Source organism: Burkholderiales bacterium (assembly GCA_036262035.1).
Taxonomy (GTDB): domain Bacteria; phylum Pseudomonadota; class Gammaproteobacteria; order Burkholderiales; family SG8-41; genus JAQGMV01.
In genome coordinates this window covers 100,200-113,162 of the sequence record DATAJS010000011.1, presented here as the reverse complement: position 1 = coordinate 113,162, position 12,963 = coordinate 100,200, and the positions used below count along the sequence as shown (strand labels likewise).

The following is a 12,963-nucleotide window of genomic DNA, read 5'->3' as shown; positions in this document are numbered from 1 at the left end:
TTACCGAGCGTCGATGAAACGGCTGAGAGCATGCCGGGGGAGTCCTCTGAGGGCCTCGATTATATCCGCTCGACTTGTGCCACCACTGCCTGCACGTCGACCTCGTAATCCGCCTGCGCGTCGCTGCCCGAGGTGCGGTCCGAGACCAGCGTGTAGATCGGCTGCCCGGTCGCGCGCGCGGTCCGCCTGAAGTCTTCCATGTGGGCCACGCCGACGCTGCACAGCTCGACGAACGAAGCGTGCGGGGGCGCGAAGACCATGTTGGTGAGGCCTGCGCCGTGCGCCCCGACGACGATCTTCGCTCTCGAGAACGCGGCGATCTGCTCGAGCGCCGTCATGCGTCCCGGCACGACCTTGCGAAAGCCGTAACGCTCGAGGGCGGCGTAAATCTCCTCTTCGTTGACGAGCCGGCGGCGGACGGCGTCGGCGCGCGACACGAACAGCCGATCGGCCGCCTCCTCCGGGGTCGCGAGATGCGCGGCGAGGCGCGCGCGCAGCCACTCGACGCCCTGCCGGATCGCCAGCGGATTCCTGAGCATCGCCGGCACGATGACGTTTTCGCACCGCACGACCTGCCCGCGATCGACCAGGAGCCGCCGCTCCGGCGGCACGCCGAGCAGGTCGAGATAGTCGCGCTGGTATTGCGTGAGATCGGTGTTGAGCAGCCACGGCAGCGAGTGCAACAGTCCGTCGCGCTCGAGCGCGACCAGCTTCAGGAGGTTGCGCATCACCCAGTGGCTGTAGTTGTCGTCGCCGCCGACGAAGATGCATTCCTGCGCAACGGTGATCCGCGGCGCTTCGAAAGAAGCGATGACCGAACGGCCCTGGTCCCACGCACGCCCGCGCACGAACGGGCCGTTCGCGAGCGTGCGGCCGTGCGTGTCCGCCGCGTAGACCTCGCCGGCATCGGTCATGATCGACCAGTAGGCGGTATCGACGAAGACGTGCTCGAGCCGCCGGTAATACGGCGCGGGGCGATCGGGCCCCGCTGCGTCGAGCCAGCGGTGACGATAGATGCGCGTGACCGCATCGGGTCCGAGCGTGAGCTTCGCATGCGCGTCGTAATGCGGGAGCGCGCGCTCGGGCTGTCCGCGCAGTACCGCGACGTCGCCGAGCGCCCGATGGATCGATGCGTCTTCCGGCGCCCGCGCGACGATCTTGCGGCCGTAAATCTCTGCCGCTTCGAGATCGCCGCGCTCTGTGGCGAGACGCGCCGCGACCCGGAGCAAACCGGGATGCCGCGGCCGCAGGAAAAGCGCGGCGCGGGCGATCGCACGCGCGAGCCCCGGCCGGCCGGAAGCGTGCAGCCGCAGCACCGCCCCGATGAGACGATCCACGCGAGCGGCTACAGCGCGGCCGGCCTCGCGCGCCTGACGACCGCGAGCCACAGCAGCGCGCACGCCGCGAGCGCGACGAAAGGCACCGCGAGCAGGTTCATGGTCTGCCAGCCCTGATAGGTGAAGAGCGCACCCACCGACAGCGACGAGAGCACCATGGTGAACGAGATCGCCATGTCGTTCACCCCTTGCACCTTGCCGCGCTCGGCGGGCGTGTGCGCTTCGGTGAGCAGCGTCGTGGCGCCCAGATACATGAAGTTCCAGCCGACGCCGAGCAGCACCAGCGCCAGCCAGAAGTTCGTCACTGCGATGCCGCTCACCGCGATGGCGACGCACAGCGCCATGAGCAGCGCGCCGATGATCATCACCGGGAGCAGCCCGATCCTCTTGATGATGCTGCCGGTGACGAACGAGGGCGCGAACATCCCGACGAGGTGCCACTGGATGACGAACGCCGCGGCATTGAAGGGATGCTGGCATGCCGCCATCGCGAGCGGCGTCGCGGTCATGAGCAGGTTCATGACGCCGTAGCTCACCACGCCGCACAGCACCGCGACGATGAACGCCGGCTGACGCGCGATGACGCCGATCGGCCGGCCTTCGGATCGGCTTTCCGCGGACGACAGCGGCGGGATGTCGAGCCAGCGCACGACGATCATCGTGATCAGCGCGAAGCCCACCAGCGAGAAATAAGGGCCCGCATAGAGATGGCCTGCGACGATGTCGCGCGTGATCTTGCTGGTCTCAGGGCCCACGAAACCGCCGACGATGCCGCCGGCGAGCACCAGCGAGATCGCCTTGGGCTTCCACTCCTGCGGCACCGCTTCGGCCGCGGCGAAGCGATAGAACTGTCCCGACGCGAAGTAGGCGCCGAGCACCAGCGTGCCCGCGCACAGGAGCCAGAAGCTCTGCACGTAGATCGCCGCCGCGCCCAGCAGCGCGCCCGCCATGCCGCACGCCGCACCGATGGTGAAACCCTGCTTGCGGCCGTAGCGCTTCATCAGCATCGACGCGGGATACGCCGCGAGGGCCGCGCCGAGGAAATACGACGTCACCGGCAGCGTCGCGATGCTCTTGTCGGCCGCGAGCGCGAAACCGGCGAGCGCGTTGACGGTGATCAGGATGGAGTTGTTGACCAGCAGCAGCGCCTGGGAGGCCGAGAGCAGCGCGACCGTTTTCTTCGCCTTGTCCATGCGGCGAAGATTACGACAGACGCTTACTGCCGGGGAATCCCCGCGCGCTTCGACTTCGCCAGCGCGACGAGGTCTTTCGCCGACTGCGCCGCGACCCCCGGGTTGACGACGAGCACCATGCCGTACGAGCGCGCGATCTGAGTGATCGGCGCGAAGTCGCGCGTGCCGTCGTACGGAAGCTTCTTGTAGATGACGATGTTGCCGGTGAACGAGCCCGTGGTGAGCAGCATCGTGTAACCGTCGGGCGGCGCCTTGGCGACGAGATCGATGCCGATGACGCCGTTGGCGCCGGGCCGGTTGTCGACGACGACGTTGTGGCCGAACGCGGACCCTAGACGGTCGGATACCAAGCGCGCCATCACGTCGAGCGTGCTGCCCGCGGTGAACGGCGCGATCATGCGGATGTGGCGCGTCGGGTACGCGCTGTCGGCGTCGCTCGCGCCGGGCGCGGGCGTGGATGCGAGGAAGAGCGCGGCCGCGAGACTTGCAGTGCGTGTCATTGCGGGGAGCGGCCGCGACCCTTCGACCATGCTCAGGACAGGCTACGCAATCTCGAGGCGCTCGCTATTCGTTCGTGACCGCTTTCACCGCCGCGTCCGCAATCTCGTGGCTCTTGCGGCCGCTCCATTCGACGACTTCGACGACGACGCGCGCGGTGCCCCGACCGAGCATGTTGAGGCGCTTGGCCGCGGCCTGCGACAGATCGATGATGAAACCGCCGTGCTTGCGCGCGAACGCGCCGCGGTCGGCGATCTGCACGTCGACGAAGCTGCCGTTGACGAGATTGGTCACGCGCACGATCGTGCCGAAAGGCAGCGTGGGGTGCGCCGCGAGGAACTCGCTGTTGCGAAAGATGATGCCGCTCGCGGTGCGGCGGCCGTCGAAGCGCTTCGCGTAGTACGAGGCGACGCCGCGCTCACCCCTCACTTCGGTGTCGAGCGAAAGCTCGAGAGCCTGCGCCGCGGGAGCCGCGCACAGCAACAGCACGGAGGCGCACAGCAGCGTTCTTATCATCGTAGGCATGACCGCTCCCCTGATGTCGAATGCGCGCGAACGCGGCAAGATACCAACATGGGGTCCGACCCCGCAAGGGGTCCGACCCCGGTTTTACGTCAAAATGGATCCCCGCCTGCGCGGGGACGACGCGACTATCGTCGCGTCATTTTCGGCGTATTGAACCGGTCTTCCGGTTTGTCCCAGCCCTTGAAGTTCGGCGGGCGCTTCTCGGCAAAAGCCTTGCGCGATTCCATGAGATCGCTCTTCGCCCCGTGTTCTTTCAGGCGGGCGGCAAATTCTTCCTGCTCATCCGAAGCGTGGCCGCGCATCGCGCGCATCATGACGGTCGTATTGACGCGCGCGGCCGGCGGCAGTGTCAGCAAATGTCGCGCCATCTCGTGCGCCGTCGGCATGAGCTCCTCGGGTTCGACGAGGCGGTTGATGAATCCCACCTGGTGCAGGCGCTCCGCGTTGAAGCGGAACGCAAACGCAAGCTCGGTCGCGACGGCGTGCGGAAGCGCGCCCTTCACACCATGGTCATAACCCCCGAGCAGCCAGCGCTTGGCTTCGGACGACTCGAAAACTGCGCCACGGACGGCGACACGAAGGTCGGCGCGTTCCACGAGCATGAAGCCGCCGCCCATGGCAAACCCGTTAACGGCAACAATCACCGGTTTCTCGAGGGTCATATCGTCGTAAGGGTTGTCTTTTTTCACACTACTGCCCGGAGTGCCGCGCTCGAGGGATTCCTTCATGTCCTCGCCGGCGCAGAACCCCCGCCCCGTGCCGGTAAAAATTGCCACCTCGAGCTCGGTGCTGTCGCGGAACTCGCACCAGGCGTCCGCCAGCGCGACGCGCAGCTCGCTGTTGAGGGCGCCCATACGATCGGGGCGGTTGATGCGCAGGACCATGACTCCGTCCTTGCGCTCGATCTCGAGAACGCTCATGCGTGTGCTCCTCCGTAGGTGTAGTGGGGCCGATGTTAGCCTATGTGCCGGAATCCACTATGGCCGATCCCGCCGCGGCAACCCTCGCGCACGACCCGCGCACGCGCGCTCTGCTCGAGGCGCCGATCGCGCGCACCCTGCTGCGCCTGGCGGCGCCCAACGTTCTGGTCATGCTGGTGCAGGCGTCGATGGGACTGGTGGAGACCTACTTCATCGGCAAGCTCGGCACCGAAGCGCTCGCCGGCGTCGCGCTGGTCTTTCCCGTCGTGATGCTGATGCAGATGATGTCCGCGGGTGCGATGGGCGGCGGCATCTCCTCCGCGATCGCGCGCGCCCTCGGTGCGGGACGGCGCACCGATGCCGATGCGCTCGCAGTGCACGCGCTCGTGATCGGCGCCGGATTCGGCGGCGTGTTCATGATCGCCATCCTGTCGGGCTCGCACGCGCTCTACGGCAGCATGGGCGGTGCGGGCGCGTCGCTCGCAGCCGCGCTCGCGTACTCCAACGTGATCTTCTCGGGCGTGATCCTGATCTGGCTCTTCAACTCGCTCGCGAACGTCATCCGCGGCACCGGCAACATGCTGGTGCCCGCAGTGGTCACGGTGATGGGCGCGGCCCTGCTGGTCGTCCTCTCGCCGATGCTGATCTTCGGCTGGGGACCGTTTCCGCGGCTCGGCGTCGCGGGCGGCGCGTTCGCGTTCCTGAGCTTTTACGGCGTGGGCAGCATCGTGCTCGCCGCCTATCTGTGGCGCGGGCGCAGCGTGGTGCGGCCGTCGCTGCATGGGCTCGGGCTCCGCAGGACGCTCTTTACCGACATCCTGCGCGTCGGCGCGGTCGCGGCTTTGGTCACCATTGCAACCAACGTCACGATCGCGGTATGCACCGGCCTCGTCGGACGCTTCGGCACGGCGGCGATCGCGGGGTACGGCGTCGGCTCGCGGCTCGAATACCTGCTCATACCGCTCGCGTTCGGATTCGGCGCGCCGCTCGTGGCGCTCGTCGGAACCAACGTCGGCGCGGGACAGCGCACGCGGGCGTTGAAAGCGGCGTGGATGGGCGCCGGCGTCGCGGCGGGTCTTACGGAGGCGATCGGGCTGCTCGCCGCGGCGTTCCCGCACGCGTGGCTCACGCTCTTCGACGACGATCCTTTGATGCTCGAAGCGGGCGCGCTCTACCTGCGCAGCGTCGGGCCGTTCTACGGCCTCTTCGGTCTGGGCATGGCGCTCTACTTCGCGTCGCAGGGCGCGGGACGTCTCAAATGGCCGCTGCTCGCGAACCTCACGCGCCTTGCGATCGCGGCGGGCGTCGGCTGGCTCGCCCTCGCCGCCGGCGGGACGCTCCTCCACCTCTTCCTCGCCCAGAGCGCAGCGCTCGCCGCGTTCGGTCTCATCAACGCCACCGCCGTCGCCCGCGGCGCCTGGTTCACGAAAACCAGGGTCAGACCCCGGTGAAGCCGGGGTCTGACCCGACGCGGGAAGGGGTCTGACCCGACGCGGGAAGGGGTCTGACCCCGGCATTTCGGGGTCAGACCCCGGTTTTCGCGAGTCTCTCGAGAGCGTCGCCGGTCACGCGCTGGACGGTCCAGTCGTCGAGCGCGACCGCGCCGAGCGAGCGGTAGAAATCGATCGCGCGGGTGTTCCAGTCGAGCACCGACCATTCGAAGCGGCCGCAGCGGCGCTCGACCGCGATCTTCGCGACGAAGGTGATCAACGCGCGGCCGACGCCGCGGCGCCGGGCGTGAGGCCGCACGTAGAGGTCCTCGAGGTACAAGCCCTTGCGGCCCATGAACGTCGAGAAGTTGTGGAAGAACACCGCGAAGCCCACGACCTCCCCGGCCAGCTCGGCCAGCAGCGCTTCGGCGACGCGCGGTCCGCCGAAGAGCTCTTCGGTGAGCTCGTCCTCGCTCGCCTGCATGAGGTGCAGGAGCTCTTCGAACTCGGCGAGCTCCCTGATCATCGACAGCAGGACGGGAACGTCATCGCGGGCCGCATAGCGGATGTAGAGATCGGGGACGCGCGTCGGGAATCGTTCGGGCATGCATTTACTGTATCCTTCGGCCCTCCCCCGTTCCACGTAGATTTTTTTATGAGACTCCTCACTTTCGTCACGCGCTCGCAACCCGAGCAGCCCCGCCTCGGCGCGCTGCTGGGCGATCGCATCCTCGACCTCGCGCTCGCCCAGGCGCTCAAGCCCGGCTGGCCTGCGCTGCCGCCGACGATGCGCGAGCTGCTCGCGCTCGGCCCCTCGGGGCTGGGCCGCGTCCGCGAGATCCTCGAAGCGGCGAAGGAGCGCGAGCCCGAGCTGCCGAAAGGCGTGCTGCTCGCCGAATCCGAGATCCGCTGGCTGCCGCCGATCGGCGACGCCGAGAAATTCCTGTGCGTCGGCAAGAACTATCGCAGCCACCTCAAGGAGCTCGAGGCGAACGACCTCATCAAGGAAAAGCCCGAGGAGCCCACCGGCTTCGTCAAGATCAACGCGTGCCTCACCGGCCACGACGCCGACGTCGAGCGCCCCGCAACGGTCTCGCGCCTCGACTACGAGCCCGAGCTCGTGTTCGTGATCGGCAAGCCCGCGTACATGGTCAAAGAGAAAGACGCGTTCGATTACGTCGCCGGCATCACCATCCTCAACGACCTCACCTGCCGCGACACGCAGAAAGCCGAGGTCGCGTCGGGCTCGCGCTTCTGGACATCGAAGAACGCGCCGGGCTTCGGGCCGCTGGGACCGTGCATCATCACCATGGACGAAGTCGCCGATCCGTACGACATCTGGGTCACGTGCAGCGTGAACGGCGAGCAGCGCATGCGCGTCAACACCTCCGACCAGATCTGGAAGCTGCCGCGCATCATCGAGCACTTCTCGCGGCTGCTGCCGCTCCAGCCCGGCGACATGTTCTCCACCGGCGCCCCCGGCGGCGTCGCGGTCGGCAAGCCGAACGCGGAAGATCTCTACGTCAAACCCGGCGACGTGATCGAGTGCGCGTTCGAGAAGCCGGCGATGGCGCTGCGCACTCGCATCGTCGCAGCGACGCGGCAGCCTACGTAAACCAGGGTCTGACCCCGAATGGGGTCAGACCCCGGCTTTTTTGGCGTCTGACCCCGGTTTTAAACCGTGTGGCGCTATATACGGATAGGGCTGCTTCTCTTCATCCTCGCGAGCGTCGCGCAGACCGCGTGGCTCGCGAGGAAGCGCAGCGCCGAGTGGAAGATGACGCTGCGCGTGGCGATCTATCCGATCGCCGCAGATCGTTCCGACGCCACGCGGCAGTACATCGCGGCGCTCGATAAGGAAACGTTCCAGCCGATCGAGGACTTCTTCGCGCGCGAAGCGTCGAGATACTCGATCGCGATGATGCCGCCGGTCGACGTGGCGCTCGCGCCGCCGGTCGCCTCGAAACCGCCGCCCGCCCCCATCGGCGGCAGCGCGCTCCAGGCGATCGCGTGGAGCCTGCGCTTTCGCTCCTGGGCGTGGTGGAACGACACGTGGAAAGGGCCGCCGCCCCACGTGCGCGTGTTCGTCACGTATCACGATCCCGCGCTGACCCGGCGCGTGCCGCATTCGACCGGTCTCGCCAAAGGCATGCTCGGCGCGGTCAACGCGTTCGCGGCGTCCGCGCAGGAAGGCCAGAACAACGTCGTGATCGCGCACGAGCTCATGCACACGCTCGGCGCGACCGACAAATACGATCCTTCGACCAACCAGCCGCGGCGTCCCGACGGCTACGGCGACCCCGACGCAAAGCCGCTCCATCCGCAGCGCCGCGCCGAGATCATGGGCGGGCGCATTGCGATTTCGGATACCTCCGCGGAGATGCCGGCGAGCCTGAAGCAGGTCGTGGTCGGGGACGCGACGGCGCGGGAGATCGGCTGGGTGAAATGATCGTGCGCCACCATACGGACTCCAGGAGATCTATTCGCGACCTTCCCGCGAGGTTTGTGCGATTAGAATCGTCGGTCCGCCTGGAATCCCGTAATGAATCCTGCCCCGAAGAGCAGCTCCGGATTCACCGTCGAGCTCGCGCTGCGACGCCCCTATACGTTCATCGTGATGGCGATGCTGATCCTGCTCGCCACGCCGTTCGCCCTGCGCAACATGGCGACCGACATCTTCCCGGAAATCGACATTCCGGTCGTCAGCATCATCTGGAACTACAACGGCCTGTCCGCGGCGGAGATGGGCCAGCGCATCGCCGGACAGAGCGAGCGCGGCCTGACGACGACCGTCAGCGACATCGAGCACATCGAGTCCACTTCGCTCGCCGGGACCACCGTCATCAAGGTCTTCTTCCAGCCGTCGGCGAACATTCAGACCGCGCTCGCGCAGGTCGTCGCCGCGATGCAGACCCAGGTGCGGCAGCTCCCGCCGGGCATCACGCCGCCGCTCGTCATCAAGTACTCCGCGTCGAGCATCCCGGTGATCCAGCTCGCGCTGTCGAGCCCGACCCTGCCCGAGCAGTCGGTCTTCGACGCCGCGGTCAACCAGCTCCGCCCGCAGCTCGTCACGCTGCCCGGCGTCGCGATCCCCTTCCCGTACGGCGGCAAGGTGCGCGTGATCTCGGTCGACCTCGACATGAACGCGCTGCAGGCGCGCGGCCTCGCGCCCGCCGACGTGGTCACCGCGATCAACGCGCAGAACCTCATCCTCCCTTCGGGAACCGCCAAGTTCGGCGAGACCGAATACAGCGTGAAGATGAACGCGTCGCCCGACGCGATCGCCGGCCTCAACGATCTCCCGGTGCGCACCCAGCAGGGCGCGACGACCTATGTCAAAGACGTCGCGCAGGTCCGCGACGGCTTCCAGAACCAGACCAACGTCGTGCGCCGCGACGGCGAGCGCGGCGTGCTGCTGTCGGTGCTCAAGAACGCCGGCGTCTCGACGCTGGACATCGTCAGGAACATCCGCGAGACGCTGCCGCGCGCGACCCAGATCCTGCCGCCGGACGTGAAGGTGACGCCGCTCTTCGACCAGTCGGTGTTCGTCAAGGCCGCGGTATCGGGCGTGATCATCGAGGCGTGCATCGCGGCCGTGCTGACCGCGCTGATGGTGCTGCTCTTCCTCGGCAACTGGCGCTCGACGCTCATCATCGGCCTCACGATCCCGCTGTCGATCCTGGCGTCGATCCTGGTGCTCTTCGCGCTGGGCGAGACGCTCAACATCATGACGCTGGGCGGCCTGGCGCTGTCGGTCGGTATCCTGGTCGACCAGGCGATCGTCACGATCGAGAACATCGAGCGCCACCTGCACAACGGCGTCGAGCTGCACGAAGCGATCATGGTCGGCGCGGGCGAGATCGGCGTCCCCGCCTTCGTCTCGACGCTGTGCATCTGTATCGTGTTCGTGCCGATGTTCTTCCTCACCGGCGTCGCGCGCTTCCTCTTCGTCCCGATGGCGATGGCGGTGGTGTTCGCGATGGCGGCGTCGTACATCCTGTCGCGCACGTTCGTGCCGACGATGGTCATGCTGTTGATGGGCGGCAGCCATGCCGCCGCGGGCGGGCGGCAGAGCCTGCTCCAGAGGCTGTACCGCAGCTTCGACAACCGGTTCGAGCACGTGCGCCGTGCCTATACGCTGACGCTGTCGGCGCTGCTCGCCAATCGCCGCGGCTTCGCCTTCGCGTTCCTCGGCTTCACCGTGCTCTCGTGCCTGCTCTACCCGGTGCTCGGCCGCGATTTCTTCCCGAACGTCGACGCCGGCCAGATCCGGCTGCACTTCCGCAATCCGACCGGAACGCGCATCGAGGAGACCGCGCGCGTCGCCGACGCCATCGAGGTGGCGATCCGCGAGCTGATCCCGAAAGACCAGCTCGAGACCATCCTCGACAACCTCGGCGTGCCCAACAGCAGCATCAACCTCTCGTACAGCAACTCGGGCGTGATCGGCACGCTCGACGGCGAGATCCTGATGTCGCTGAAGGAAGGCCATCGGCCGACCGATGAGTTCGTGACGCTGCTGCGCACCGAGCTGCCGAAGCGCTTCCCGGGCGTCGAGTTCTTCTTCCAGCCCGCCGACATCGTGACGCAGATCCTCAACTTCGGCCTGCCGGCGGCGATCGACGTGCAGTTCCGCGGCCCGAACATGGCCGCCAACGCGGCGCTCGCGGCCGAGCTCACCAAGTCGCTGCGGCAGATTCCCGGCGCCGTCGACGTGCACGTGCACCAGCGGCTCGACAACCCCGCGGTCGACCTGCAGATGGACCGCTCGCGCTTGCAGCAGGTCGGGCTCACCGCGTTCAACGTGGGCCAGAACGTGCTGGTGACGCTCGCCGGCAGCGCGCAGACCGCGCCCGCGTTCTGGCTCAACCCGCAGAACGGCATCGTCTACAGCGTGCAGGTCTCGACGCCGCAGTACCAGGTCAACTCGCTCGATTCGCTGTTGAACATCCCGGTGGGGACGAACGCCAACGCGGCTTCGGGCAACACCAACACGCAGCTCCTGGGCAACCTGGTCGAGGCGCACGCGAGCCGCAGCGTCGCGGTCGTCTCGCGCTACAACATCATGCCTGCGATCGACATCTACGTGAGCGTGCACGGCACCGACCTCGGCAGCGTCGCGAAGCAGGTCGAAGCGCGGATCGACGAGATCCGCGGCAAGCTGCCTCGCGGCAGCGTGGTCACGATGCGCGGCCAGGTGGAAACGATGCAGGCGTCGTTCATCGGTCTCGGCGTGGGCCTGGCGATGGCGATCGTGCTGGTCTATCTCCTCATCGTCGTCAACTTCCAGTCGTGGATCGACGCCGCGATCATCATCGCAGCGCTCCCCGCCGCGCTGGCCGGCATCGCGTGGATGCTCTTCATCACCGGCACGACGCTCTCGGTGCCGGCGTTGACCGGCGCGATCATGACCATGGGCGTGGCGACGGCGAACAGCATTCTGCTGGTGTCTTTCGCGCGCGACCGCATGGCCGACGGCGCGCCGGTGCTGTCCGCCGCGCTCGAAGCCGGCGCGACGCGCATCCGGCCGGTGCTCATGACCGCGCTCGCGATGATCATCGGCATGATCCCGATGGCGCTGGGACTGGGCGAAGGCGCGGAGCAGAACGCACCGCTCGGCCGCGCGGTGATCGGCGGCCTGGTCTTCGCGACCGTCACGCTTTTCTTCGTCCCGGTGGTCTACGCCGGCGTGCACCGCCGCCTCGCGCTGCGCCGCGAGCGCCGCGCAGCCGCGCACGGCTACGAGCCCACCCCGACGCATCAGGAGATCTGACGCATGACCGAAGAACGTCACCACGACCTCGGCATACACACGCTCGAACCGCAGGATCACGGCGAGCTGCTGCGGCGCCGCCAGGTCGTCCGCCGCGCGAAGATCCTGTCGGCGGTCGTCATCGCGCTGCTCGCGATCGGGGCGGGACGCACCGTCATGAGCCGCATGTCGAACGCGAGCAAGCTCGAGGAAGGCACGGTCGAGCACTCCAGGCTCTACGTGCGCGTCGCAGCGCCGAAAACGAACGAAGCGGGACAGACGCTCGCCCTGCCGGGGACGCTGCAAGGCTACGTGCAGGCGCCGATCTCGGCGCGCGCGGGCGGGTATCTCAAGCGCTGGCACAAGGACATCGGCAGCCGCGTCACCAAGGGCGAGCTCCTCGCGGAGATCGACGCGCCCGAGCTCGACCAGCAGCTCTCGCAGGCGGTCGCGGCGCGCCAGCAGACCGCGTCGAGCCTGCAGCTCGCGGTATCGACCATGGAGCGCTGGGAAGCGCTGCGCAAGAAGGACGCGGTGTCGCAGCAGGAGCTGGATGAAAAGCGCAGCCTCGCCGCGCAGGCGAAAGCGAACCTCGCCGCCGCCGACGCGAACGTCGAACGCCTGCGCCAGACCGAGAGCTTCAAGCGCGTGGTGGCGCCGTTCTCGGGCGTCATCACGCGGCGCAACGTCGACGTCGGCGACCTCATCGACGCGGGCGGCGGCGCGGCCCGCATGATGTTCGTGCTCGCGCAGACCGATCCGCTGCGCGTCTACGTCAACGTGCCGCAGGCGTATTCGCAGCTCGTGAAATCCGGACAGGAAGTGACGATCGAGCAGTCGGAGCTGCGCGGCCAGCGCTTCAAGGGACAGGTCGCGCGCACCGCCGCCGCGATCGATCCGGCGACGCGCACCATGCAGATCGAAGTGACCCTGCCGAACAGGGACGGCGTGCTGCTGCCGGGCGCGTACGTGCAGGTGCTGCTGCCGCTCGCCGCGAGCAAGGCGATGACGATCCCGACCAACGCCCTGCTCATCCGGGGCGAAGGGATGCGCGTCGCAGTGGTGGACGCGGAATCGCGCGTGCATCTCAAGTCCGTCAAGGTCGGCCGCAACTACGGCGAGAACGTCGAAGTGATGGAAGGCGTCGCGCCGACCGACAAGCTCGTGCTGAACCCGCCGGATTCGATGGCGAACGGCGATCAGGTCACGATCGCGCCGGCCACGGAGAAGAAGGCGAAAGGCAAATCTTGACGGCCTCGCATGGCGAGGCCGTCGCCGGGCCGGTAAACGCCTCGGAGGGAAACCAAG

At 67.6% G+C, this 12,963-nt stretch carries 11 protein-coding genes; 5 read left to right on the top strand and 6 right to left on the bottom strand.

Annotated elements, in window-relative coordinates; all coding sequences use genetic code 11:
- Positions 1 to 59: 59 nt before the first annotated feature.
- From VHP37_14355 to VHP37_14335, 5 genes are all read right to left on the bottom strand, one after another.
- Positions 60 to 1,337: a glycosyltransferase 61 family protein gene (locus tag VHP37_14355; GenBank protein ID HEX2827529.1), complete on the bottom strand. Its 1,278-nt coding sequence runs from the start codon at positions 1,335 to 1,337 to the stop codon at positions 60 to 62.
- Positions 1,338 to 1,345: 8 nt separating this feature from the next.
- On the bottom strand, positions 1,346 to 2,530 hold the full coding sequence (locus VHP37_14350; GenBank protein HEX2827528.1) for an MFS transporter: 1,185 nt from the start codon (positions 2,528 to 2,530) through the stop codon (positions 1,346 to 1,348).
- Between the two features lie 23 nt (positions 2,531 to 2,553).
- A complete protein-coding gene (locus VHP37_14345) occupies positions 2,554 to 3,030 on the bottom strand; it encodes a tripartite tricarboxylate transporter substrate-binding protein (protein ID HEX2827527.1) in 477 nt (158 codons plus the stop codon).
- Positions 3,031 to 3,094: 64 nt separating this feature from the next.
- Positions 3,095 to 3,553 carry a septal ring lytic transglycosylase RlpA family protein gene (locus tag VHP37_14340; protein HEX2827526.1) on the bottom strand — a complete coding sequence of 153 codons (459 nt, stop codon included), beginning with the start codon at positions 3,551 to 3,553 and terminating at the stop codon, positions 3,095 to 3,097.
- 125 nt (positions 3,554 to 3,678) lie between these two features.
- Positions 3,679 to 4,473, bottom strand: a complete 795-nt coding sequence (locus VHP37_14335; protein ID HEX2827525.1) for an enoyl-CoA hydratase/isomerase family protein — start codon at positions 4,471 to 4,473, stop codon at positions 3,679 to 3,681.
- Positions 4,474 to 4,532: 59 nt separating this feature from the next.
- Here VHP37_14335 and VHP37_14330 point away from each other — a divergent pair, with 59 nt between their 5' ends.
- The gene (locus VHP37_14330) at positions 4,533 to 5,924 is read left to right on the top strand and encodes an MATE family efflux transporter (GenBank protein HEX2827524.1); all 1,392 of its coding nucleotides are present in this window, start codon (positions 4,533 to 4,535) and stop codon (positions 5,922 to 5,924) included.
- A 73-nt stretch (positions 5,925 to 5,997) separates the two neighbouring features.
- Here VHP37_14330 and VHP37_14325 read toward each other — a convergent pair whose 3' ends face one another.
- Positions 5,998 to 6,510 carry a GNAT family N-acetyltransferase gene (locus VHP37_14325; GenBank protein ID HEX2827523.1) on the bottom strand — a complete coding sequence of 171 codons (513 nt, stop codon included), beginning with the start codon at positions 6,508 to 6,510 and terminating at the stop codon, positions 5,998 to 6,000.
- A 48-nt stretch (positions 6,511 to 6,558) separates the two neighbouring features.
- Here VHP37_14325 and VHP37_14320 point away from each other — a divergent pair, with 48 nt between their 5' ends.
- The 4 genes from VHP37_14320 to VHP37_14305 all read left to right on the top strand — a co-directional run bounded on the left by VHP37_14320 (position 6,559) and on the right by VHP37_14305 (position 12,906).
- Positions 6,559 to 7,518, top strand: coding sequence for a fumarylacetoacetate hydrolase family protein (locus tag VHP37_14320; GenBank protein ID HEX2827522.1), 960 nt, complete (start codon positions 6,559 to 6,561; stop codon positions 7,516 to 7,518).
- A 66-nt stretch (positions 7,519 to 7,584) separates the two neighbouring features.
- Complete coding sequence (locus VHP37_14315) at positions 7,585 to 8,352, top strand: hypothetical protein (GenBank protein HEX2827521.1); 768 nt, start codon at positions 7,585 to 7,587, stop codon at positions 8,350 to 8,352.
- A 93-nt stretch (positions 8,353 to 8,445) separates the two neighbouring features.
- On the top strand, positions 8,446 to 11,676 hold the full coding sequence (locus VHP37_14310; GenBank protein ID HEX2827520.1) for an efflux RND transporter permease subunit: 3,231 nt from the start codon (positions 8,446 to 8,448) through the stop codon (positions 11,674 to 11,676).
- A gap of 3 nt (positions 11,677 to 11,679) precedes the next feature.
- The gene (locus tag VHP37_14305; GenBank protein HEX2827519.1) at positions 11,680 to 12,906 is read left to right on the top strand and encodes an efflux RND transporter periplasmic adaptor subunit; all 1,227 of its coding nucleotides are present in this window, start codon (positions 11,680 to 11,682) and stop codon (positions 12,904 to 12,906) included.
- Positions 12,907 to 12,963 lie beyond the last annotated feature (57 nt).